At 71.5% G+C, this 24124-nt stretch carries 19 protein-coding genes; 10 read left to right on the top strand and 9 right to left on the bottom strand.

All coding sequences use genetic code 11. From position 1 onward, the window contains the following. The 4 genes from ACZ3J7_RS22185 to ACZ3J7_RS22200 all read right to left on the bottom strand — a co-directional run bounded on the left by ACZ3J7_RS22185 (position 1) and on the right by ACZ3J7_RS22200 (position 5197). Positions 1-1233, bottom strand: a complete 1233-nt coding sequence (locus tag ACZ3J7_RS22185; RefSeq protein WP_465623758.1) for a sensor histidine kinase — start codon at positions 1231-1233, stop codon at positions 1-3. 8 nt (positions 1234-1241) lie between these two features. After that, complete coding sequence (locus tag ACZ3J7_RS22190) at positions 1242-1964, bottom strand: ABC transporter permease (RefSeq protein ID WP_465623761.1); 723 nt, start codon at positions 1962-1964, stop codon at positions 1242-1244. Continuing rightward, complete coding sequence (locus ACZ3J7_RS22195; RefSeq protein WP_465623763.1) at positions 1961-2947, bottom strand: ABC transporter ATP-binding protein; 987 nt, start codon at positions 2945-2947, stop codon at positions 1961-1963. Before ACZ3J7_RS22195 ends, ACZ3J7_RS22190 begins: the two co-directional genes overlap by 4 nt. 132 nt (positions 2948-3079) lie before the next feature. Further along, positions 3080-5197, bottom strand: coding sequence for a S9 family peptidase (locus ACZ3J7_RS22200; protein WP_465623766.1), 2118 nt, complete (start codon positions 5195-5197; stop codon positions 3080-3082). A 243-nt stretch (positions 5198-5440) separates the two neighbouring features. On the opposite strand from ACZ3J7_RS22200, the gene ACZ3J7_RS22205 reads away from it, so the two are divergent. The 10 genes from ACZ3J7_RS22205 (at position 5441) to ACZ3J7_RS22250 (ending at position 18240) form a co-directional block, all read left to right on the top strand. Continuing rightward, positions 5441-5635 (top strand): DUF2304 family protein, encoded by a 195-nt coding sequence (locus tag ACZ3J7_RS22205; protein ID WP_030459917.1) that lies wholly within the window; start codon positions 5441-5443, stop codon positions 5633-5635. Positions 5636-5704: 69 nt separating this feature from the next. Next, positions 5705-6592 (top strand): N-acetyl-1-D-myo-inositol-2-amino-2-deoxy-alpha-D-glucopyranoside deacetylase, encoded by an 888-nt coding sequence (gene mshB, locus ACZ3J7_RS22210; RefSeq protein WP_465623768.1) that lies wholly within the window; start codon positions 5705-5707, stop codon positions 6590-6592. Beyond that, a complete protein-coding gene (locus ACZ3J7_RS22215) occupies positions 6589-7044 on the top strand; it encodes a DUF6113 family protein (RefSeq protein WP_465623770.1) in 456 nt (151 codons plus the stop codon). The genes mshB and ACZ3J7_RS22215 overlap by 4 nt, the downstream gene beginning before the upstream one ends. 298 nt (positions 7045-7342) lie before the next feature. Next, a complete protein-coding gene (locus ACZ3J7_RS22220; protein WP_465623772.1) occupies positions 7343-9649 on the top strand; it encodes a peptidoglycan binding domain-containing protein in 2307 nt (768 codons plus the stop codon). 193 nt (positions 9650-9842) lie between these two features. Continuing rightward, positions 9843-11570 carry an ABC transporter family substrate-binding protein gene (locus ACZ3J7_RS22225; RefSeq protein ID WP_465623774.1) on the top strand — a complete coding sequence of 576 codons (1728 nt, stop codon included), beginning with the start codon at positions 9843-9845 and terminating at the stop codon, positions 11568-11570. A 505-nt stretch (positions 11571-12075) separates the two neighbouring features. Beyond that, the gene (locus ACZ3J7_RS22230; protein ID WP_465623777.1) at positions 12076-13119 is read left to right on the top strand and encodes an ABC transporter permease; all 1044 of its coding nucleotides are present in this window, start codon (positions 12076-12078) and stop codon (positions 13117-13119) included. A gap of 89 nt (positions 13120-13208) precedes the next feature. Further along, positions 13209-14975 carry an ABC transporter substrate-binding protein gene (locus ACZ3J7_RS22235; RefSeq protein WP_465623779.1) on the top strand — a complete coding sequence of 589 codons (1767 nt, stop codon included), beginning with the start codon at positions 13209-13211 and terminating at the stop codon, positions 14973-14975. 82 nt (positions 14976-15057) lie between these two features. After that, positions 15058-16035, top strand: a complete 978-nt coding sequence (locus ACZ3J7_RS22240; protein WP_465623781.1) for an ABC transporter permease — start codon at positions 15058-15060, stop codon at positions 16033-16035. A gap of 61 nt (positions 16036-16096) precedes the next feature. Beyond that, complete coding sequence (locus tag ACZ3J7_RS22245; protein ID WP_465623784.1) at positions 16097-17164, top strand: ABC transporter ATP-binding protein; 1068 nt, start codon at positions 16097-16099, stop codon at positions 17162-17164. Between the two features lie 11 nt (positions 17165-17175). Continuing rightward, positions 17176-18240 carry an ABC transporter ATP-binding protein gene (locus ACZ3J7_RS22250; RefSeq protein ID WP_465623787.1) on the top strand — a complete coding sequence of 355 codons (1065 nt, stop codon included), beginning with the start codon at positions 17176-17178 and terminating at the stop codon, positions 18238-18240. A gap of 73 nt (positions 18241-18313) precedes the next feature. Here the strand turns inward: ACZ3J7_RS22250 and ACZ3J7_RS22255 are convergent, their stop codons facing one another. The 5 genes from ACZ3J7_RS22255 to ACZ3J7_RS22275 all read right to left on the bottom strand — a co-directional run bounded on the left by ACZ3J7_RS22255 (position 18314) and on the right by ACZ3J7_RS22275 (position 24101). Further along, on the bottom strand, positions 18314-19399 hold the full coding sequence (locus ACZ3J7_RS22255; RefSeq protein WP_465623789.1) for an ABC transporter ATP-binding protein: 1086 nt from the start codon (positions 19397-19399) through the stop codon (positions 18314-18316). Next, on the bottom strand, positions 19389-20441 hold the full coding sequence (locus tag ACZ3J7_RS22260; protein WP_465623792.1) for an ABC transporter ATP-binding protein: 1053 nt from the start codon (positions 20439-20441) through the stop codon (positions 19389-19391). Before ACZ3J7_RS22260 ends, ACZ3J7_RS22255 begins: the two co-directional genes overlap by 11 nt. Before the next feature lie 17 nt (positions 20442-20458). Continuing rightward, complete coding sequence (locus ACZ3J7_RS22265) at positions 20459-21472, bottom strand: ABC transporter permease (protein WP_465623795.1); 1014 nt, start codon at positions 21470-21472, stop codon at positions 20459-20461. Further along, positions 21465-22391 (bottom strand): ABC transporter permease, encoded by a 927-nt coding sequence (locus ACZ3J7_RS22270; RefSeq protein WP_465623798.1) that lies wholly within the window; start codon positions 22389-22391, stop codon positions 21465-21467. The genes ACZ3J7_RS22265 and ACZ3J7_RS22270 overlap by 8 nt, the downstream gene beginning before the upstream one ends. Before the next feature lie 81 nt (positions 22392-22472). Continuing rightward, positions 22473-24101, bottom strand: a complete 1629-nt coding sequence (locus ACZ3J7_RS22275) for a peptide ABC transporter substrate-binding protein (RefSeq protein ID WP_465623802.1) — start codon at positions 24099-24101, stop codon at positions 22473-22475. Between the last annotated feature and the right edge of the window lie 23 nt (positions 24102-24124).

Here is a 24124-nt window from a genome sequence, read left to right on the forward strand (position 1 = left end):
CTATTGCCCGCTGGGGCCGGGTCGCAGCGGGACGAGGGCGCGCAGCCGGAAGCCCCGGCCCCGGTCGGCGGGGCCGGTCTCCAGGCGCCCGCCGACCTGGGCCAGCCGTTCGCCGAGGCCGGAGAGCCCGTTGCCGGCGGCGGACTTGCCGGGTCCGGGGCCGTTGTCGACGACCTCCAGGACGGCGTAGCGGCCGTCCTCCTCCCAGGTCTCGTCGAGGTGGACGGCGCACCGGGTGGCGCCGGCGCCGTGCCGGACGACGTTGGTGACGGCTTCGCGCAGCGCCCAGGCGAGCACCCCGGACTCCTCGGTGCCGAGGCCGGGTCGCTCCTCGGCGAGCCGCGGGTCGGCGTCGAGGGCGATCCGGCCGGCGGTGAGCGCGATGCGGGCGGCGGCGAGTTCGACCGGCAGGGTGGGGCGGCGGAAGCCGCTGACCGCGCTGCGGACGTCGGCGAGGGACTGCCGGGCGACCTGCTCGATGTCGGCGACCTGGGCGCGGGCGGCGTCGGTCTTGCCGGCGTCCATCAGGCGTCCGGTGAGTTCGCCCTTGATGGCGATCAGCGAGAGCGAGTGGCCGAGCAGGTCGTGCAGGTCGCGGGCCAGGCGCAGCCGTTCCTCGGAGGCGGCGAGGTGGGCGACGGCGGCCCGGGCCTCGCGCAGTTCGCGCATGGTGGCGACGAGGCGCTGCATGGCGAGCATGGCGAGTCCGGCCATCAGGCAGGGCAGGCCGATGCTGACCAGGGTCTCGGCGTCGGCGTGGCTGGTGAGTCCGACGACGGCGAGGACGCCGGTGGTGGCGAGGACGCCGGCCAGCCCGTACCGGCCGGGCAGGATCACCGAGGCGCACACCGAGGTGTAGGTGAACAGGGTCAGCCAGGCCTCGCCGAGGGTGTACGAGGTGGTGACGGCGATCGCGGCCATCAGGACGAGCGGCAGGTACCGGCGGGCCTCCCGGAGGCCCGGGTGGTTGCGCATCACGATCAGCGACAGGTAGCAGGCCAGGAAGACGGCGAGCGCGACGGCTCCGGCGGCGCTCGCGGCCGTGGTGTGCTGTCCGGTGGTCAGGTCCTGGACGGGGTACGCCAGGTAGAGCGCCCAGATGGACGTCCAGGCGAGCTTGGCCAGCAGCTGTCGCCGGGTGTCCACCGGCACGCCGGGGTAGGTGGTCCAACGGCCGTCCGGCCCGACCTCCCCGTCCTGGTCGGGGTGGTGGGCCGGTGCGGTGTTCTGCATGCGGGCCATCATGCCCGTCGCGCGTCCTTGCGGTACAGGACGGCCGCGGCGGTGGTGAAGAGCGCCAGGAAGGCGGCGAGCACGGCGATCGGCAGGGTGGGGACGCCCTGGCCGTGGATGAACGAGGCCAGCTGGTTGTAGTCGTAGACGGGGTTGAACCGGGCGTAGGCCTTCAGCGACTCGGAGATCGGGAACCAGGTGCCGCCGAACAGCGCCATCAGCATGTAGACGATCATCACGACGGGCTGCACGGCGTCCGGTTCGGCGGCGTAGCCGAGGGCGACGCCGAGCGCGGCGAAGACGAAGCTGCCGAGCCAGAGCGCGGCGGCCAGGCCGAGCCACTGGAGGGCGGGCAGGTCGACGCCCTCGATCGCGCCGATCGTGAAGACCACCAGGATCGCGGGCAGCGTGGTGACCGCGCAGGCGGCGATCTTGCCGAGCGTGTAGGCCCGTCCGGGCAGCGCGGTGAGCCGCAGCTGCCGGGTCCAGCCGCTCTTGCGCTCCAGCGAGATGCGCTGCGCCGAGCCGGTCAGGACGGCGCCGACCGCGCCGAAGGTGGCCATCGAGACCATGAAGTACGACGCGACCGGGATGCCGCCGGCCACCGTGCCGCCGTCGCCGTAGGCGCTGATGAAGAAGACGTACAGCAGCGCGGGGTAGAGCACGGTGAACATCAGGTACCGCTTGTTGCGCAGGGTGCGCAGGATCTCCAGCCGGACCAGGGTGGTCATCGGACGTTCGCCTCTTCCTCGGTGCGGTCGGTCGACTCGGTGTCCCCGGCGCGGTCCTGCTCGCCGGTGATGGTCAGGAACGCCTGCTCCAGGCCGAGGCTGGTGACCTCCAGGCCGCGCGGGTACAGGCCCGCCGCGTACAGCGCGGCGACGCCCGCGTCGGCGTCGGCGGAGCGGATCCGGACGGTGCGCACGCCGTCGGCGCGGGTGCTGACGTCCAGTCCGACGGTGCCGGGCAGGCCGCGCAGCACCGCCTCGTCGACCTCGGGGCCGCCGTCGGCGGGGTGCAGTTCGAAGCCGATCCGGCGGGCGCCGGCCCGGGCCTTGATCTCGGCGGAGGTGCCGTCGGCGATCAGCCGGCCCCTGTGCAGGACGAGGACCCGGTCGGCGATCGAGTCGGCCTCCTCCAGGTAGTGGGTGGCGAACAGCACGGTGCGTCCGGCGTCGGCCTGCGCCCGCATCGCCTCCCAGAAGCGGCGGCGGACGGTGACGTCCATGCCGGTGGTGGGCTCGTCCAGGACGATCAGGTCGTTGGCGCCGGCCACCGCGAGGGCGAACCGGACGCGCTGCTCCTGGCCGCCGGAGAGCTTGTCGACCCGGCGGTCGGCGAGCTCGGTGATCCCGGCGGTCCCCAGCACCTCGTCGACCCGGTGGCCGCGCGGGTGCACCCGGCAGGCGAGTTCGACGATCTCGCGGACCTTGACGTCGCTCATCAGGCCGCCGCTCTGCAGCATCGCGCCGACCCGGCCGGCCGTGATCGCGGCCCGCGGGGTGCCGCCGAACAGCCGGACGGTGCCGCTGTCGGGTTCGCGCAGGCCCAGCAGCAGGTCGAGGCTGCTGGACTTGCCCGCGCCGTTCGGGCCGAGCAGCGCGACCGTCTCGCCGGGTCGCAGCACCAGGTCGAGGCCGTCCACCGCCTTCACCCGGCCGTAGCTCTTGCTGACGTTCCGGAAGGCCGCGACCTCCCCCGTTCCCGTCGCCATCTGGACCAAGTCCCTTCGAAGTCGTCCCTGCTTCCGACTCCTCCAGGTTCCCCGGGAGGGGGGTGGCCGCGGCAGTGCCCGCCGTCGTGACCTCCGCATGACGGATGTCACGGGCGGGACGTGACCGGGCGCCTACGCCAGGCCGAGCGACTCCTTCAGGAACCGGACCTGGAGCAGCAGCAGGTTCTCCGCGACCTGCTCCTGCGGGGTCATGTGGGTCACCCCGGACAGCGGCAGCACGGTGTGCGGGCGGCCGGCCGCGAGCAGGGCGGTGGACAGCCGCAGGCTGTGCGCGACCACCACGTTGTCGTCGGCCAGGCCGTGCACGATCATCAGCGGCCGGCGCAGCGAAGGGGCCATCTCCACCAGCGAGTTGGCCCGGTACACCTCGGGTTCGACGGCCGGGTCGCCGTAGTAGCGCTCGGTGTAGTGGGTGTCGTACAGGTCGTGCTCGGTGACGGGCGCGCCGGCCACCGCGGCGTGGAAGACGTCCGGTTCGCGGAGCACCGCGGCGGCGGCCAGGTAGCCGCCGTACGACCAGCCGCGGACGGCGACCTTGCCCAGGTCGAGCGGGAACTCCTCGGCGAGCGCGTGCAGCGCGTCGACCTGGTCCTGGACGGAGACCTCGGCGGTCCGCCGGTTGATCGACTTCTCCCAGCCGGGGCTGTGCCCGGGGGTGCCGCGCCCGTCGGCGACGAGCACCGCGAAGCCCTGGTCGGCGAACCACTGCGAGACCAGGTGCGGGTTGTGCGCCCGCACCACCCGCTGGCCGTGCGGGCCGCCGTACGGGTCCATCAGGACGGGCAGCCGCCCGTCGACGTCCGGGTCGTAGCCGGTGGGCAGCAGCACCGCGCAGGGGATCCGGCGCTCGCCGGCGAACCGGAACACCGGGCGGGCGGTGATCAGCGGGGTGGCCGCGTGCGAGGCGACGACCAGCGGTTCGGCGCCCTCGCGGTGCACGGTGACGGTGGTGCCGGGGCGCAGCGGGTCGGCGGTGGTGAGCACGGTGGTGCCCGCGCCGCGGACCGCGCCGAGCGCGCCGTCGCCGACCTCCCGGACGCCGTCGGGGCCGGCCTCGAAGACGCCCAGCCAGCCGGGCGGGCGGCGCTCGAACTCGGCGGCCCCGGCGGAGGCGGTGAACAGCACGGTGTCGCCGTCCGTGCCGAGCACCGCGCGGACGTGCAGTTCGGCGTCGGTGAGCGCCTTCTCGCCGACGGTCAGGACCCGGGCGCCGTCCCGGTCGGTGATCCGCACCAGCCGCCCGTCGGCCAGCCGCAGCGGCACGCCGCCGAACAGCTCCAGCCAGTCCGGGTCCCGCTCGGTGACCAGCACCGTGGTCGCGCCGGTCGCGGGGTCGGCCTCCAGCACCAGCTGCTCGCGCTGGTCGCGGGCCTGCACCTGGAGCAGCGGCGGCCCGCCGGCCGACCAGTGCACCCGGGCCAGGTACGGGTACGCGGCGCGGTCCCAGCGGATCTCGGTGCGGCGGCCGTCCAGGCCGAGCAGCCAGAGCCCGACCTCGGCGTTGGGGGTGCCGGCCGCCGGGTAGGCGACCTCGACCGGCGGGCGGTCGGGGTGGGCCGGGTCGGCGATCCACCAGCGGCGCACGGGGGTGTCGTCGACCCGGGCGGCCAGCAGCGCGCCGCCGTCGGGGGCCCACCAGTGGCCCCGGTCGCGGCTCATCTCCTCCTGCGCGATGAACTCGGCCTGCCCCCAGCTGACCCCGTCCGCCTCGGGTCCGGCCAGCAGCCGGTCACCGCCGCCGTCGACGGCGCTCACCCGCAGCTCGCCGGCCGGGGTGGCGTACGCGACGTGGGTGCCGTCGGGGCTCGGCCGCGGGTCCAGCAGCGGGGTGGCGGCGGGCAGTTCGCGGGCCGCGCCGGTGACGGTGTCGACCGCGAACAGCCGGCCGGACAGCGCGAAGGCGGCGGTGCGCCCGGCCGCGTCCAGGGCGTAGCCGACGATGCCGGCGGAGGTCTCCCGGCTGCGCTCGCGGCGGGCCCGCTCGGCGGCGGACAGCTCCTCGGCGCCGCCGCCGAGCAGCACCTCGGGGTCGGCGAGCACGCTCTCGGTGCCGGAGGCGACGTCGAGGCGCCACAGCAGGTTGGCCGGGGCGCCCCCGCCCCGGGAGCGCAGGAACAGCACCCGGGTGCCGTCCGGGGAGACGCTGAACGAGCGGGGCGCGCCCGCGGTGAAGCGCCCGGTGCGGGCGTACTGCCGGGGGAAGGTGTCGTGCGGCTTCTCGGTCGTCATGGGGGTGACCCTACGACTCCGGCCGCCTCCGGCCACCCGTTCGGCGCAGCTCACCCGGACGGCGGCGTACGGCCGTTCGGAGGGCCGCTGACCGGGCACGCAGCGGGCGGGTCGGGCGCCGCGACACCCCGGGCGGGCTCACGGAGCGTCGTTCGGGTGTCACTGATCGGGTATCAGTTGACCATCGTTCCGCCCGCTGCCCCGGCCCCGGGGCCGCGCACCCGAGGAAGGGTGTGAGCCGTCATGGCTTTGTCCGTCTCCGCCGTCGTGCTGATGCTGGTCGTGGTCGTGGTCCTGGTCCGCCGGTCGAGCCTGAAGGTGAGCCACGCGCTGGTGTGCGCGCTGCTCGGCTTCTACCTGGCGTCCAGCTCGATCGCGCCGTCGATCCAGCAGGTGACGGCCAACCTGGCCGGGATGCTGAACGGGCTGAACCTCTAGCCGGGGCCGTGCGGCCCGCCCGGGGCGTCCCCTCCGGGCGGGCCGGGGGCAGGCCGTAAGCTGCCGGGCATGACCTCCGTACCTCCGGCCGACGCGCACGGGCTGCTGCTGGTGCACGCGCATCCCGACGACGAGTCGATCAACAACGGCTCCACGATGGCCCGGTACGCGGCCGAGGGCGTCCCGGTCACGCTGGTGACCTGCACGCTGGGCGAGGGCGGCGAGGTGATCCCGCCGGAGCTGGCGCACCTGGCGCAGGACCGCGACAACACCCTCGGCGCCCACCGGATCGGCGAACTGGCCGCCGCGATGCGCGAGTTGGGTGTCACCGACCACCGCTTCCTGGGCGGCCCGGGCCGCTGGCGGGACTCCGGGATGATGGGCGTCGCGGACAACGACGACCCGTCCTGCTTCTGGCGGGCCGACCTGGACGAGGCGGCCGGCCTGCTGGCCGGGGTGATCCGCGAGGTCCGGCCGCTGGTGCTGGTGACGTACGACGAGAACGGCGGCTACGGCCACCCCGACCACATCCAGGCGCACCGGGTGGCGCTGCGCGGCTACGAGCTGGCCGCCGACCCGGCCTTCGGCCCGGAGCTGGGCGAGCCCTGGCGGATCGCCAAGGTCTACTACAACCGGATGCCCCGCTCGGTGATCGAGGCCGCGCTGGCCGCCACCGCCGCCGAGGCGCCGTTCGGGGGCACCGCGCCGGTCGACCAGATCCCGGGCGTGGTGGACGACCGGGTGGTCACCACGGTGCTGGACAACGCGGCGCACGCCGGGGCGAAGGCCGCCGCGATGCGGGCGCACGCCACCCAGGTCACCGTGGCCGGGCGCCACTTCGCGCTCAGCAACGGCCTCGGGCAGCCGCTGCTGGCCACCGAGTACTACGAGCTGGTCCGCGGCCCGCTCGGTCCGGGCGGCCCGGAGACCGACCTGTTCGCGGGGGTGCAGCGGTGAGGTTCACCCACGCCCTGCTGGGCACCCGCGCGCAGCGCCTGGGCGAGCCGATGCCGCCGCGCGGCGTCCGGATCGCCGTCTACGTCGTGCTGTTCCTGCTCGGCGCCGCGGTGTCGGTGTGCGGAGCTTTCGTGCAGACCCTGTGGGGCGGCTCCGGCGTCGTCCTGGCGCTGGCCGGCTGCGCCGGGCTGTTCTACGGGGGCCTGCGGGCGACCGGCACCAAGCTCGGCGCGGGCTGCGCGCTGGGCGGCTGGTTCCTGGTGCTGGCGGTGCTGCTGGCGCCCCGGCCGGAGGGTGACCTGGTGCTCTCCGCGACGCCGTCCGCCTACCTGTACCTGTTCGGCGGCGCGGTGCTCGGGGTGGTCTGCGCGACCCTGCCGACCCGTTCCGGCTTCCTGTTCGGCGTACCGGCGCCGGAGCCCCGACGAGCCGTCAAGGACGGCGGGCGCTAGTCCATACCGGGGCGATCCGGACCAACGGGATACCCCGGTCGCCGGACGGCCCGGATCCCTTGTCGGTAAGGTGGTGCCCCGGCGGGCCACCCCGCTGTCCGGCCCGAGCGGGCCGGACGGTAGCTTCGGCACCTACTCGCGTGGCGGGGGGCGCCGGCCGCAACCGACACGTGAAGAGCTGATGTCCCCGGGGCCGGTCGGCCCGCCGCACGCCGCACGCCGTCGTCCGGCAGCCGTTCACCCCGATACGCAGCGGACGGCCCGGCCGGCCCGGCCGCCAACCCGGAGCAGAGCAGCATTGAGCAGCCGCGAATCTGACAACGCCCAGCCGCAGCCCCGCCGCGGCGGCCCCGACGCGTACCCGTCGGGCACCCCGCCGTACGGCACCGGCCTGCCCGGCGGGCTCGGCGCGGACCAGGCCGCCGGCCGGGCCCAGGCGCCGCGCGCCGGGGAGCCCGAGGCGCCGAAGAGCACGGAGACCACGCTGACCACCCGGGTGCGGATCAACATCCCCGGGTCGCGGCCGATCCCGCCGGTCGTGGTGCAGAGCAAGGTCAAGGACGAGAAGCCCGCGGAGCCGAGCGGGCCGCGCCACCGCGGCGGCGCCGGCGACCCGGTGCTCGGCGTGATGGACGCCGGGGCCCGCACCGGCACCCCGCCGACCCTGCCGCCGGAGTGGCAGGAGCCGGCCGCGCCCAGGGCGGCGAAGGGCGGCGGTCCCGAGGGGGACCCGACCGGCGAGTGGTTCAAGCCGCGCCAGAAGGGCCGCCCGGAGCCCGCTCCGGCCGCCGCCGGCCCGGCCGGGCCCGAGCGGTCCGCCGAGGCCGCGCGCCCCGCGCCCGGAGCCGAGCGGCCCGCGCCGCGCCCGTCCGGCGCGCCCGCCTCGCCGTTCGCCCCGGCCGACCCGGCGGCCTCCCGCACCGGCGGCCACCCGCTGCCCCGCCAGGAGGACCCGTACGCGGCCCCGCAGGACCCGTTCGGGGCCGTGGCCCAGGACCCGTTCGCGGGCGGCGGCGCCCCGCAGGACCCGTTCGCGGCCCGGGAGCAGCTCCAGGACCCGTTCCAGGACCCGTTCCAGGCCGCCGCCGCCCAGGACCCGTTCGCGGCCCAGCAGCAGCCCGCGCAGCAGCAGCCGTCCCGGCAGCGCCCCGAGCCGCAGCAGAACCAGCAGCCCCAGCAGCCCCAGCAGCCGGAGCAGCGGCGGCGCCCGCAGGCCCCGCAGGCGCCGCAGGCGCCGCAGGCGCCGGAGGACCCGTTCGCCACCACCCGCCCGGGTCTGCGCGGCGGGCAGCGGCCGGAGCCGCCGCAGGCCGCCGGCGAGCCGGAGGACACCCAGATCGGCGGTTTCGACCCGATCACCGGTGACGAGCCGGCGCCGGGCGCCGCGATATCGGACCCGCCGACCACCCAGCTGTTCCTGAAGTCCCCGAACGGCGGCGACCCCTTCGCCGAGGACCCCCGGCCCCGCCAGGGCGCCGACGGCGGCGGCCGGTTCGCCGACCTGCCCGCCGCGCAGCCCTTCCCGGGCGGCCCGCGCGCCGCCCAGCCCAAGCCCGCGCAGGCCGCGCAGGCCGCGCAGGCCGCCGAGCCGCCCGCCGAGGCGGCCGCGCCCGCCGCCAAAGGCGCCGACGGCGCGGGCGGCTCCGGCGGTGCCAAGAAGAAGGGCGGCGGCGGCCGGAAGCTGCTGGTGACCGCGCTGGTCGCCGTGGTGTTCATCGGCGCGGCCGCGTACGGCGCGGGCCTGATGATGAACCAGTCGGACATCCCCAAGGGCACCACGGTGCTGGGCACCGACATCGGCGGCGACTCCCGCGACCAGGCGGTGAAGGCGCTGGACGACTCGGTCGCCAAGGTCGGGCAGCAGCCGGTGCGGGTGAAGGTCGGCGAGCAGTCGCTCACCCTGGACCCGGCCAGCGCGGGCCTGAGCTTCGACACCACCGCGACGGTGGACTCGCTGACCAAGCACAGCTACAACCCGGTCGACGTGCTGGGTTCGCTGACCGGCGGCGCCAAGGCCGTCGAGCCGCAGGTGCGGGTCGACCGGGCGAAGCTGAAGGCCGCGCTGGACGACCTGGGCGCCAAGTCCGGGCAGAGCCTGCAGGAGGGCTACGTCCGCTTCACCGAGGCGGGCACCGCCGAGGTGGTCCCGGGCAGCGGCGGCAAGGCGCTGGACTCGGCGGCCGCCGCCGACCTGGTCGAGCAGGCCTTCCGGTCCCGGGCGGCCGGCAAGCCGGACGCCGAGGTGGCGCTGCCGGTCACCGACGCCCAGCCGAAGGTCGGCCAGGACGTGCTGCAGGCCGCCGCCGACGGTCTCGGCAAGCAGGTGCTGAACGGCAACGTCACGGTCACCTCGGGCCCCGCGCAGTTCGCCTTCGGCCGCAACACCGCCGCCGGTGCGCTGGTGCTGGCGCCGGACGCGTCCGGCACCGTGGTCCTCAAGTGGGACCTGGACAAGCTGGGGCAGGCCGTCGGCAGCACCTTCAGCAAGCAGAAGACCACCCGCAACGGCCAGAAGGTGGCGATCAGCGCGCAGGACGTGGCGGACGCCATCGCCCAGGGCGTCACCAAGACCGGCAAGGACCGCACGGTCAAGATCCCGGCCTGACGGCCCGTCCGTCCCGACGGCCCGGCCGGGGCTCCCACCTGGGCGCCCCGGCCGGGCCGTCTGGCGAATACTCGCCAGTGGCGTCACGGAACGGGATCAAACGGACGCCGCAACCGGGCGGCCACGTCGCGTTACCAAGACTTGATCCGCCGCAGGTCGACAAGTCCGTTCACCGGTACGCAAGATGTGCCGCGTGCCGAGACCCCGCTTCCTCCCGCCCGCCCTGACCGCCACGGTGGCGGCGCTGTCCATCGCGCTGTGCTCGTGCAGCTCCACCTCGGGTTCCGCCGGTCGCGGCCCAGCGGGGGCGGGGGCCGCGGCGGCCGGCGGTGACGCGCCGCGGATGACCCAGCAGGAGATGAACGCCCAGCCGCGTTCCGCCCTGCGCGAGGGCGGCACCCTGACCTGGGCGATCGACCAGTACTCCAGCCAGTGGAACCCGGTCCAGGCGGACGGCTCGGAGGCCTCCACCAACGACGTGGTCAAGGCGTTCCTGCCGACCTTCTGGCGCTCCGACGCGGGCGGCGTGCAGACCCCCAACCCGGCCTACCTGACCGACGTGAGGAGCGAGCTGCGGCAGGGCAAGCAGGTCGTGGTGTGGACGCTCAACCCGAAGGCCCACTGGTCCGACGGCACCCCGATCACCTGGCGCGACCTGCAGGCCAACTGGCAGGCGCTGGGCAACCTGGACACCGGCTTCAAGACCGCCACCACCAACGGCTTCGACCAGGTGGAGAGCGTGGTCCGCGGCCAGGACGACTTCCAGGCCGTGATGACCTTCAAGGAGCCGTACTCGGAGTGGCAGGCGATGTTCAACAACGCCGGCAACGCCCCGCTGCTGCCCGGGCGGTACGTCTCCACCCCCGAGCTGTTCAACACCTCCTTCAAGAACCGGATCCCGGTCACCGGCGGCCCGTTCAAGGTCGGCTCGCTGGACCCGAAGACGCGCACCGTCACGGCGGTCGCCGACCCGGACTGGTGGGGGGACAAGCCGCTGCTCGACAAGATCGTCTTCAGGGCGTACGACACCGGCGCGATGCCGCAGGCCTTCGCCAAGGGCGAGATCGACTTCTACAACAACGGCCCCAACACCGAGGGCTACCGGCTGATCCAGGCGACCGCGGGCGGCGAGGTCCGCAAGGCCGGCGGCCCCAACCTGCGGCACCTGGTGCTCAACGGCCAGAGCCCGCTGCTGACCGAACCGAAGCTGCGCCAGGCGCTGATCCAGGCGATCGACCGGGCCGAGATCACCCGCACCGACCTGGCCGGCCTGGACTGGCCGTACGTGCCGATGAACAACCACTTCCTGGTGCCCTCCCAGCACGGCTACCAGGACAACTCGAACGGCCTGAGCCGCTTCGACCCGGAGGCCGCGCGGACCGCCCTCGACGCGCTGGGCTGGAAGCCGGGCCCGAACGGCGTCCGCGCCAAGGACGGCAAGGAGCTGGTGCTGCGCTACGTGGCGCCGGCCGCTAACAACCTGGCGACCAACGAGAGCGAGGAGGTCACCCGGATGCTCGCCGCGGTCGGGGTGACCGTCCAGGTCCAGACCGTCCCGGCCGGCGAGTTCTTCGACGGCTACATCTACAAGCACGACTTCGACCTGACCTCGTTCTCGCTGCTCGGCACGCCCTTCCCGGTCTCCAACTCGATCAGCACCTTCCAGCAGAACTCCGGCTCCAACTGGGCCCAGGTGGGCAGCAAGGCGCTCGACAAGGCGATGGCGGACGCGGCCAAGGCCGAGACCGTGGACGAGGAGACGGCGGCGCTCAACCGGGCCGACACCGAGGCCTGGCAGGTCGCCGGGCTGGTCCCGCTGTACCAGCGGCCGGCCATCTACGGGGTGCGCAAGGAACTGGCCAACCTCGGCGCCGCCGGCCTCGGCGACGTGGTCTACGAGAACATCGGCCTGCTGAAGTAACGGATTGAACAACCGCGGCGGTAACGCCGCGGCGAGGTCTCGCCAATGGCGGGAAAATGCCAGTCGGGCGGCGCCCCCCGCGCCACCCGAATTGGGTCACCCCTACCCGTGAATTCGCCCCCGCACGCCCGAAAACAGCGACGTCCGATTATCGGACACTCAATTGCATCCGCCAATTGCGGTGAATGCCATCAAAACGGACATCAGCTCTACGCGCGTCACCCGGGCGGGGTCCCGAACCCGGCGTCCTGATACCGGAGCCGACCGTGCATCGTTACGGACAGGTGAACGCGGCTTGATCGAGTTTGTCCGGTTTTGACCGTCTCGGTCAGTCGGTGTCAAGAGTCCGAGAACTACGAAGTGGTTGACATTCCAGCACGAAGGAGGAAATGCGCCGTCGACAACTGGGGAACTCTTGACGTTCGATAAACGACTTGCAAGAGTCCATTCATCCAAGTTCTTACTCCTTGCTTCTGCACGGACCACGGTCGGGAGCTTTAGCACCATGACGACGCCTACTGGGGCCACGACGGACGGGAACACCTCCCGTCCCGGGTCGACGTCGGACCTCGCGGACCACGCCAAGTCCGACACGCCCGCCGATCCGGGCTTCCGCGGCCTCTCGCCCGGGAAGCTGATGTGGCGCCGCTTCCTCCGTGACCGCACCGGCGTGGTGAGCGCGTGCGTGGTCCTGTTCTTCGTCGCGGTGGCGCTCCTCGCCCCGCTCATCTCCATGCTCTACGGCAAGGACCCGGAGACCCACTACGGCCAGGACGACGTCTCCCTGCTGACCGACTCGGGCCTGCCGACCGGCCCCAACGGCGGCATGAGCGGCGACTTCTGGTTCGGCCTGGAGCCCGGCCTCGGCCGTGACGTCTTCACCCTGCTGATCTACGGCATCCGCACCTCGCTGATCATCGCCGTCGCCACCTCGCTGCTGACCACCGTGATCGGTGTCGCGCTGGGCATCGCGGCCGGCTACCTCGGCGGCAAGGTCGACTACTTCATCGGCCGGGTGATCGACGTCCTGATGTCGTTCCCGTCGCAGATCTTCCTGATCGCCTGCATGCCGGTGGTCACCAGCCTGCTGGTGAGCCCGAACGAGAAGAACCCGGACTGGCTGCCGTTCGTCGCGGTCACCCTGGTGCTGTCGCTGCTCGGCTGGATGGGCCTGGCCCGCATCCTGCGCGGCGTGTCGCTGTCGCTGCGCGAGCGCGAGTTCATCGAGGCCGCCAAGGTCACCGGCGCCTCCCCGGCGCGGATCATCTTCAAGGAGATCCTGCCCAACCTGTGGACCCCGATCCTGGTGCAGTCCACCCTCGCGCTGCCGGCCTTCGTCACCGCCGAGGCGGGCCTCTCCTACCTGGGCGTCGGCGTGTCCGAGCCGACCCCGGACTGGGGCCGCATGATCGCGGACGCCGCGAACTACCTCCGGACCGACGTCACCTTCCTGCTCTTCCCGGGCCTCGCCATGGTGGTGTTCGTTCTGGCCTTCAACCTGCTCGGCGACTCGGTCCGGGACGCGTTCGACCCGAAGACCAACCGCTGACGGGCCCTCAAGACTCCGGGGGGACGGAAAAGCCAGGCCCCGGGCACACCCACGAAGATTTCCGCACAACTATCCCAGGCAGGATGAAGATGAGCTCTCGCAAGACGCGGCTCGCGGCCGCCATTCTCGTGGCCGGGGCCCTGACCGTCACCACGGCGTGCTCCAGCGGCCACAGCAACAGCGACGGCAGCAAGGCCGGCGCCAGCAAGGCCCCGGTCAAGGCCACCTCGATCTCCGTCGGCACCGCCGCGGACTCGAAGGGCCCGGCCGCCGCCGAGCCGGGTGCGAAGAAGGGCGGCACGGTCAACATGATCGACCGCGACGACTTCTCGCACCTCGACCCGGCCCAGATCTACATGAACTACAACGCCGAGGTCTCGCTGCTCTTCACCCGCCAGCTGACCGGTTACAAGACCGCCGAGGACGGCTCGCAGAAGCTGGTCGGCGACCTCGCCACCGACACCGGCACCACCACCGACGGCGGCAAGACCTGGAAGTTCACGCTGAAGGACGGCGTGAAGTGGCAGGACGGCTCGCCGATCACCTCGGCCGACGTCAAGTACTCGATCGAGCGCACCTACGCCTCGTTCATCAAGTCCGGCCCGACCTACATCCAGGGCTGGATCTCCGGTGCCGACTACCGCACCGCGTACGAGGGCCCGTACGGCGGCAAGCACCTGGACGCGATCCAGACGCCGGACGAGAAGACCGTCGTCATCACCTTCCCCGAGGCCCACACCGACGCCAACTTCACCCTGGCGATGACCGGTTACGGCATCGTGCCGCAGGCGCACGACACCAAGGAGGAGTACGACAAGAAGCCGTTCTCCTCGGGCCCGTACCAGATCACCGAGCACGTCACCGACCGCTCGCTGGACCTGGAGCGCAACCCCAACTGGGACCCGGCCACCGACCCGATCCGGAACGCCTACCCGGACAAGTGGCACATGACCTTCGGTGTCCAGGCGCAGCAGTCCACCGAGCGCTTCATGGCGGACAACGGCGACGACAAGAACACCTTCTCGTTCCACAACCAGGTCCACCCGACCTACATCGACCAGGTCAAGGCCGACGAGAAGCTCAAGCCCCGCACCCTCGAGGGCCTGACCCCGTACGTCGACTACTACTACATCAACAACACCCGGGTGAAGGACCAGAAGGTCCGCGAGGCCCTGATCAAGGCCTTCCCGCACCAGCAGACCCGCCAGCTGCAGGGCGGCACCTCCTACGGTGACTACGCCACCGCGTACATGAGCCCGACCGTCCTGGGCTACGAGTCCTACGACCCGTACGGCATCCTGAAGAAGCCGCAGGGCGACCCGGACGCCGCCAAGAAGCTGCTGACCGACGCCAACGCGGTGGGCACCACCATCGTCTACGCGTACAACAACACCCCGCTGCAGCAGAAGGTCACCGAGGCCATCCGCGACGCGCTGGAGAAGGCCGGCTTCAAGTTCGTCCCGAAGCCGCTGGACGCGAAGACCTACTACGACGCGATCGGCCAGATCAACAACGAGTACGACCTGTACTGGGGCGGCTGGGGCGCCGACTGGCCGACCGGTTACACCTCGCTGCAGCCGGTCTGGGACGGCCGCGCCATCGCCGACGGCGCGTCCAACTACGCCCACCTGAACGACCCGGAGATCAACTCGGCGATCGACGCCGCGCAGAAGATCGCCGACCCGGTCGAGCAGGGCAAGGCGTGGGCCGCGATCGACAAGAAGCTGCAGGACAAGGCCGTCTCGATCCCGGACGTCTACCAGCGCTCGCTGAGCCTCTACGGCTCGGGCCTGGGCGGCGTCGAGTTCGACACCCTGGCCGGCCTGCAGTCCCCGCTCAACATCTACGTCAAGTAGTAGTCGCCACCGAGCAGTAGCTCACGGCGGGGCACCGGCACGATCTGCCGGTGTCCCGCCCCGATCAGGAGAGCCCGTCCCGATGCTCCGATTCCTCGTCCGCCGAACCCTCGGCGCTCTCGTCATCCTGCTGATCGTCTCGATGGTCACGTACGCGCTGTTCTTCGCGATCCCGGCGGACCCGGCGCGGCTCTACTGCGGCAAGACCTGCTCGCCCGAGACGCTCGCCCTGATCAGGCACGAGATGGGCTTCGACAAGTCGTGGCCGGTCCAGTTCTGGGACTGGCTGAGCACCATCTTCACCGGTGGCACCTTCAACGGAACGCACTGCTCCGCCCCGTGCTTCGGGTACTCCTTCGACAAGAGGGAGCTGGTCGGCGGCCTGCTCGCGGACCGCTTCCCGACCACCCTGTCGCTGACCGTCGGCTCGGCCGTGATCTTCCTGGTCTTCGGCATCGGCACCGGCATGCTGGCCGCCCACAAGCAGGGCAAGGCGGCCGACAAGATCTCCAGCTCGCTGTCGCTGCTGGCCTCCTCGATGCAGATCTACGTGGCCGGCCCGCTCGCCCTCTGGGCGCTCTGCTACAGCACCAACCTGCTGGAGCTGCCCAAGTACGTCCCGATCACCAAGGACCCGCTCGGCTGGGCCAGCGGCCTGCTGGTGCCGTGGATCGTGCTGTCGCTGATCTGGACCGCCAACTACACCCGCATGACCCGCTCCTCGATGGTCGAGCAGCTCTCCGAGGACTACGTGCGGACCGCCCGGGCCAAGGGCATGTCCGGCAGCTCGGTGTTCATGCGCTACGCCTGGCGCGGCGCGATGGGCACCATCGTCACCGTCTTCGGCATCGACCTGGGCGTGCTGCTCGGCGGCGCCATCATCACCGAGACGACCTTCAGCCTGCACGGCCTGGGCCAGCTGGCGATCCAGTCGTTCTACGACTCCGACCTCTCGCTGCTGGTCGGCGTCACCGTGGTGGCCGCCACCCTGATCGTCTTCTTCAACATCATCGTCGACGCCGCCTACGCCCTGATCGACCCGCGCATCCGCCTGGCCTGACGGCCACACCCCGGCCGACCAGCAGTCCCGACCTCACGTACCGCACCGAGGAGCCCAGTCCATGACCACCCAGGCCAAGCCCGAGGAGGTGTCCGCCGGCAGCGGCGGCACGCCGTTCCTCTCCGTCCGCGACCTCTCGGTCCGCTTCAGCACCGAGGACGGCGTGGTCCGGGCCGTGGACAACCTCTCCTTCGACGTCGCCCCGGGCTCCACGCTCGGCATCGTCGGCGAGTCCGGTTCCGGCAAGTCGGTGACCAACCTGGCCGTGCTGGGCCTGCACAACCCGGAGCGGACCGAGATCTCCGGTTCGATCAAGCTGGACGGCCAGGAGCTGGTCGGCGCGTCGAACAGGGAGCTGGAGAAGCTCCGCGGCCGGAAGATGTCGATGATCTTCCAGGACCCGCTGACCGCGCTGTCGCCGTTCCACACCATCGGCGTGCAGATCGGCGAGACCTACCGCAAGCACACCGGCGCCTCCAAGAAGGAGGCCCGGGACCGGGCGATCGAGATGCTGACCCGGGTCGGCATCCCGCAGCCGACCCTGCGGGTCGACGACTACCCGCACCAGTTCTCCGGCGGCATGCGCCAGCGCGCGATGATCGCCATGTCGCTGGTCTGCGACCCCAAGCTGGTCATCGCGGACGAGCCGACCACCGCGCTGGACGTCACCGTGCAGGCCCAGATCCTGGACCTGCTGAAGGACCTCCAGCAGGAGATGGGCACCGCGATCATCCTGATCACCCACGACCTGGGCGTGGTCGCCCGGACCGCGCAGGACATCATGGTGATGTACGCGGGCCGGGCCGTGGAGCGCGGCACCGTCCGCGAGGTGCTGAAGAACCCGCAGCACCCGTACACCTGGGGCCTGCTCTCCTCGATGCCGAGCCTGACCGGCGACGTGGACATCCCGCTGCGGCCGGTCCGCGGCACCCCGCCGAGCCTGATCAACCTGCCGTCCGGCTGCCCGTTCAACCCGCGCTGCGACTTCCGCGAGCAGGTCATCGGCGGTGGCTGCACCTCCGAGCGCCCGCCGCTGTCCCCGGCCACCGGGCACGCCGCCGCCTGCCACCTGAACCAGGCTCAGCGGCAGGACATCTTCATCGACCAGATCAAGCCGCGGCTCGGCTGAGAGGGACTCCCATGAGCAACGAACTGACCCTCAAGCCGGTCGTCCCGGCCGTCGGCTCCGGTGACCCGCTGCTGTCGATCACCGGTCTGAAGAAGCACTTCCCGGTGATGGACGGCTTCCTGTTCAAGCGCCAGGTCGGCGCGGTGCACGCGGTCGACGGCCTGGACCTGGACGTCTTCCCGGGCGAGTCGGTGGGCCTGGTCGGCGAGTCCGGCTGCGGCAAGTCGACCACCGGCCGCCTGGTGACCCGCCTGCTGGAGCCGACCGGCGGCAAGATCACCTACGCCGGCCAGGACATCACGCACGCCGGCCGCAAGGCGCTCGCGCCGATCCGGTCCGAGATCCAGATGATCTTCCAGGACCCGTACTCCTCGCTGAACCCGCGGCACACCGTCGGCTCGATCATCGGCGCGCCGATGGAGATCAACGGGATCAACCCGAAGGGCGGCGTGCAGCGCCGGGTCCAGGAGCTGCTGGAGACGGTCGGCCTCAACCCGGAGCACTACAACCGCTTCCCGCACGAGTTCTCCGGCGGCCAGCGCCAGCGCATCGGCGTGGCCCGCGCGCTGTCGCTGAACCCGAAGCTGATCGTCGCGGACGAGCCGGTCTCGGCGCTGGACGTGTCGATCCAGGCGCAGGTGGTCAACCTGCTCCAGGAGCTGCAGCGCGAGCTGGGCATCGCCTTCCTGTTCATCGCCCACGACCTGTCCGTGGTGCGGCACTTCTCGCAGCGCGTCGCGGTGATGTACCTCGGCAAGATCGTCGAGATCGCCGACCGCAAGTCGCTGTACGAGTCGCCCCGGCACCCGTACACCCACGCGCTGCTGTCCGCCGTCCCGGAGGCCGACCCGGACGACGACCGCGAGCGCATCCGCCTGACCGGCGACGTCCCCTCCCCCGTCAACCCGCCGTCGGGCTGCCGGTTCCGGACCCGCTGCTGGAAGGCGCAGGAGAAGTGCGCGGTGGAGGAGCCGCCGCTGATCCAGCTCTCCGGCAACGCGGGCGGCCACCTGACGGCCTGCCACTTCCCGGAGGAGGCGGCCGCCGCCGTCCCCGCGCAGCGCGCCGAGGTCTGAGCCCCCGGTCGCGTCCAGCGCGAAGGGCCCCACCGGTTCCCGGTGGGGCCCTTCGCCGTCCGTGCCGCCCGCCTCAGATCAGGTTCTCCCGCTCCCCGGCGAAGTGGCAGGCCGAGTCGTGCCGGGCCCGTCCCTCCAGCCAGTCCCGCACCGTCAGCGCCGGGTCCTCCTCGGCGCACTTCTCCTGCGCCTTCCAGCAGCGGGTGCGGAACCGGCAGCCGGACGGCGGGTTGGCCGGCGAGGGCACGTCGCCGGTCAGCACGATCCGGTCCCGGTGCTCGCGCGCCGCCGGGTCGGGCACCGGCACGGCGGACAGCAGCGCCTGGGTGTACGGGTGGGTGGCGTGGTCGTAGATCTCCAGGTCGGTGCCGATCTCGACCATCCGTCCGAGGTACATCACGCCGACCCGGTCCGAGATGTGCCGGACGATCGACAGGTCGTGCGCGATGAACATGTACGACAGGTTGAACTCGCTCTGGAGCTGCTCCAGCAGGTTGATCACCTGCGCCTGCACCGACACGTCCAGCGCCGAGACCGGCTCGTCGCAGATGATGATCTCGGGCTTGAGCGCGAGGCCGCGGGCGATGCCGATGCGCTGGCGCTGGCCGCCGGAGAACTGGTGCGGGTACCGGTTGATGTACTCCGGGTTGAGGCCCACGACGTCCAGCAGGTCCTGCACCGCCCTGCGGCGGTCGCCCTTCGGAGCGACCTCGGGGTGGATCTCGTACGGCTCGCCGATGATGTCGCCGACCGTCATCCGCGGGTTCAGCGAGGTGTACGGGTCCTGGAACACCATCTGGATGTTGCGGCGGACGGCCTTGAGCGCGGCGCCGGACAGGTGCGAGATCTCCTCGCCCTTGTACTTCACCGACCCGGCGGTGGCGGGCTCCAGGTTCATCAGCACCTTGGCGAGGGTCGACTTGCCGCAGCCGGACTCGCCGACGATGCCGAGCGTCTCGCCCTGCATCAGGTCGAAGGAGACGCCGTCGACGGCCTTGACCGCGCCGACCTGCTTCTTGAACAGGATGCCCTTGGTCAGCGGGAAGTGCTTGACCAGGTCGCGGACCTCCAGGATGGGTTCGCCGCGCGGCACGTCCTGGGCGAACGCGGCCTCCTCGGGGGTGGTCGCCCCGAGCGGGGTGGCACCGTTAACCGTCACGGAGGGTCTCCTTCCAGAAGAAGCACGCGCTGCGCCGTCCGGCCAGCGGCGTCCCGTCGTCCTCGGTCACCTGCGCCAGCGGCGGCACCTCCTGCCGGCAGACCGCCTGGGCCCGGGAGCAGCGCGGGTTGAACGCGCAGCCGGGCGGGATCCGCAGCAGGTTGGGCGGCAGGCCCTTGATCGCGTAGAGCTCCTGGCCCTTCTGGTCGAGCCGCGGGATGGAGTCCAGCAGCCCGCGGGTGTACGGGTGGGCGGGGCGGGCGTACAGCTCGTGCACGGGGGCGGTCTCGACGATCCGGCCCGCGTACATGACCGCGATCTTGTCGGCGACGTCGGCGACCACGCCGAGGTCGTGGGTGATCAGGATCAGGCCCATGTGGTACTCGGCCTGCAGCTCGGCGAGCAGGTCCATCACCTGCGCCTGGACGGTCACGTCCAGCGCGGTGGTCGGCTCGTCCGCGATGATCAGGTCCGGCTCCAGGGCCAGCGCCATCGCGATCATGATGCGCTGGCGCATGCCGCCGGAGAACTGGTGCGGGTAGTCCCCCACCCGCTCCTTGGCGGCCGGGATCCGCACCCGGTCCATCAGCTCGATCGCCTTGGCCCTGGCGTCCTTGCGGTTGTCGCCGCGGTGCTTGCGGTACATCTCGCCGAGCTGGTGGCCGACGGTGAGCACCGGGTTGAGCGAGGAGAGCGCGTCCTGGAAGATCATCGCGATCTTCTGCCCGCGGATCCTCCGCCGCTCCTCCTTCGGCATCGTGAGCATGTCCCGGCCGCGGTACAGGATCTCGCCCTTGGGGATGCTGGCCGGCGGCATGTCCAGGATGCCCATGATGGCCTGCGCGGTGACGGACTTGCCGGACCCGGACTCGCCCAGGACGGCCAGCGTCTCGCCGGCGCTGACGGTGTAGTTGACGCCGTTGACGGCCTTGGCGACGCCGTCCCGGGTCTTGAACTCGACGTGCAGGTCCCGCACGTCCAGCAGCGGCCCGGTGAAGGGTTCCTCGCGGGCCGTGCGGGCCTGGTCGGCGGCGGTGGTCATGGTGCCTTTCCCCTCGCTCAGCGCAGCTTCGGATCGAGGGCGTCGCGCACCGCGTCGCCCAGCATGATGAAGGCCAGCACGGTGACGGAGAGCGCGGCGGCCGGGAAGAACAGGGCGAACGGGGCCTGCCGGATCACCTTCTGGGCGGAGGAGATGTCCACGCCCCAGGAGATCGTCGGGTCCTGCAGGCCGATGCCGAGGAAGCTCAGCGTGGCCTCCGCGGTGATGTAGCCGCCGAGCGCGATGGTGGCGACCACGATCACCGGGGCGATCGCGTTCGGCAGGATGTGCCGGAACATCAGCCGACCGGTGCCGGCGCCCAGCGCCCGCCCGGCGATCACGTAGTCGGACTGCTTGACGGTGATCACCGAGCCGCGCATCACGCGGGCCAGCTGGGTCCAGCCGAGGAAGGCTAGCGCGATCACCACGGACCACACGTTGCGGGTGGCGAAGGCGTTCAGCAGCACCAGGGCGCCGAGCAGCAGCGGGATGCCGAAGAAGATGTCGGTGACCCGGGAGATCACCGCGTCGATCCAGCCGCCGAAGAAGCCGGCCGTCATCCCGGCCAGCCCGCCCAGCAGGGTGACCGCCAGGGTGACGCAGATGCCGACCGTGATCGAGGCCCGGGCCCCGTACAGCACCCGGGCGTAGATCGACCGGCCCTGGCCGTCGTAGCCGAACCAGCCGGCCCCGAAGAAGTCGGTGTAGTCGGGCTTGCGCAGGTAGTCCTTGGTCAGGTCGGCGGCGCGCGGGTCGGTGTCGGTGAACAGGCCCGGCCAGATCGCGATGACCACCAGCAGGACGATCAGCACCGCCGAGATGAGGAAGGTCGGCCGCTTGCGCAGGTCCCGCCAGGCGTCGCCCCACAGGCTGCGGGCCTGCTCCCGCTTGGCCGGGTCCGGTTCGATCAGCGTCTGCTGCTCGACCGCCAGCCCCTGCTGGCCGACGTAGTCCAGGTGGTCGCTGTCGGTCGGCTGGATGTTCCGCAGCGGGTCGTGGTCGTCGGGGATGTCCCCGTTCCGGTCAGGCATAGCGGATCCTCGGGTCCAGGACGGCGTACAGCAGGTCGACGACCAGGCTGGCGACCAGGTACACCAGCACCAGCACGGTGACGATGCCGACCACCGTCGGGCCTTCCTTCTGGTTGATCGCCCGGTAGAGGACGTTGCCGACGCCGGCGATGTTGAAGATGCCCTCGGTGACGATCGCGCCGCCCATCAGCGCGCCCAGGTCGGTGCCCAGGAAGGTCACCACCGGGATCAGCGAGTTGCGCAGCAGGTGCCGCCCGATGATGGTGTGCCGCGGCAGGCCCTTGGCCACCGCGGTGCGCATGTAGTCGGCGCGCATGTTCTCGCCGATCGAGGTGCGGGTGAGCCGGGCCACGTAGGCCAGCGACAGCGAGGCGAGCACCAGGCCCGGCAGGATCAGCTGGGTGATGTCCTTGGAGTCCTGGACGGTCGGGGTGACCCAGCCCAGGTTGATCGCGAAGATCGTCTGGGCGATGTAGCCGAGCACGAACACCGGGATCGAGATGACGATCAGGGTCAGCACCAGCACCAGGGTGTCCGCGACGCTGCCCCGGTAGAGGCCGGCGATCAGGCCGAGCGGCAGGCCGATCACGATCTCGAAGAAGAAGGCGACCAGGGCGAGCCTGATGGTGACCGGGAAGGCGTCCGCCATGATCTCGGAGACCGGGCGGCCGGTGAAGCTGGTGCCGAAGTCCAGGTGGAAGATGTTGTTCATGTAGTGCAGGTACTGCTTCCACAGCGGCTGGTCGAGGTAGTACTGGTGCCGCAGGTTGGCCACGGTCGCCGGGTCGGCCGCCTTGTCGCCGAACATCGCGGCGATCGGGTCGCCCGGCAGGCTGTACACCATCAGGAAGATCAGCAGCGTGGCCCCGAAGAACACCGGGATCATCTGGAGCACGCGGCGTAGCACGTAGTGGCCCATGGGAGCCCTCCCTCCGAAGGGGTGACGTAGTACCGGAGCCCCGCCCTCCGTGCGGGGAGGACGGGGCCGGTTCCGGGCAGGTCAGCCCTTGACCTCGACCTGGGTCCAGGCGGGGTTGCCGAAGGAGTCGAACTCGACGTTCTGCACGTTGGTGGAGAAGCCGGAGTTGGTCCGGTAGTACCAGAGCGGGATGGCCGGCATGTCGATCGCCAGCTGCTCCTCGGCCTTCTGGTAGCCGGTCGCGGTGTCCTCCACGGACGCGGCCTGGTCGGCCTCGTTGGCGAGCTTGTCGAACTCGGGGCTGGAGTAGCCGGTGTCGTTCGAGGCCGCGCCGGTGCGGTAGACGTCGGCGAGGAAGTTGGCGTTCAGCGGGTAGTCCTGCACCCAGCCGGTGCGGAACAGGCCGTTGATCTGGTGGCCGGTGATCGCCGCGCGGGCGGTCTTGAAGTCGGTCTTCGGGTCACCGGAGCAGTTCACCCCGGTGGCCTGCCGGATCGAGTTGCAGACCGCGTCCACCCACTCCTTGTGGCCGCCGTCCGCGTTGTACGTGATCTTGATGGCGTTGCCGGGGACGCCGCCGCCCTCCTGGATCAGCTGCTTCGCCTTGTCGGCGTTGTACGTGCAGGAGTCGCCGCAGGTGCCGGCCTTGTAGCCGTCGACACCCTCGGCGACCCAGGCGGTGGCGGGCTTGCGCGAGTTCTGCAGCACCGTCTTGGTGATGGTGTCGCGGTCGATCGCCATCGACAGGCCCTGCCGGACCTTGTTCTTGTCCTGGCCCTGCCAGTCGGCCTGGTAGAGGGTGAAGCCGATGTTCTGGATCGCGCCCTGCGGGGCGTCGATCGCCCGGTCGCCCAGGTCGTTCTTGTAGTTCGCCAGCGCCGACGGCGGCACCTGGTCCATCACGTCCAGGTTGTTCGACTGCAGGTCCGCGTAGGCGGCCTCGGAGGTGGTGTACATCTTGAAGACGACGCCGCCGTTCTTCGGCTTGTCCACGCCCTGGTAGTTGGCGAAGGTCTTGGTGACCACCTGCGAGTTGTGGTCCCAGCTGACGAACTCGTAGGGCCCGTTGCCGACCGGCTTCTGCCCGTAGCCCGCCGGGTCCTTGTAGAACCCCTCCGGGAGCGGCGAGAAGGCCACGTACCCCAGCTTGAACGGGAAGTACGAGACCTTGTTGTACAGCTTGATGGTGAAGTGCGTGTCGTCCTGGACGGCCAGGCCGGACATCTTGTCGGTGGTCGGCGAGCCGCTCTCCGGGTGGATGTCCTTGTAGCCCTCGATGTCGGCGAACCAGGAGCTGTTGATCTGGTTGTTGTTGGTGTTCGCCGCCCAGTTCCAGGCGTCCACGAAGCTCTTCGCGGTCACCGGCGTGCCGTCGTGGAAGGTCCAGCCCGACTTCAGCGTGACGGTGTAGTTCTGCGCGTCACTGGTGTCGATCTTGTCCGCGACCTGCATCCGGAGCTTGCCGTTGGACGGGTCGTAGTCGGCCAGTCCCTTGAACAGGTTCTGCACGATGCGTCCACCGCCGACCTCGTTGGCGTTGGCCGGTTGCAGCGGGTTCTGCGGCTCGCTGCTCTGGTAGGTGAAGGTCTTGCTGGTGTCGGACGAGCCACCACCGGAGCCGCCGTCCCCGCTACTGCCACAACCCGTGGCCACCAGGGCCACGGACGTCGCACTGACTACAGCCCAGCGCACGCGGATGCCTGCAGGCATGGAGCTTCCTCCTCAGGGGTGTA

The organism is Kitasatospora sp. NPDC015121, from assembly GCF_055562955.1.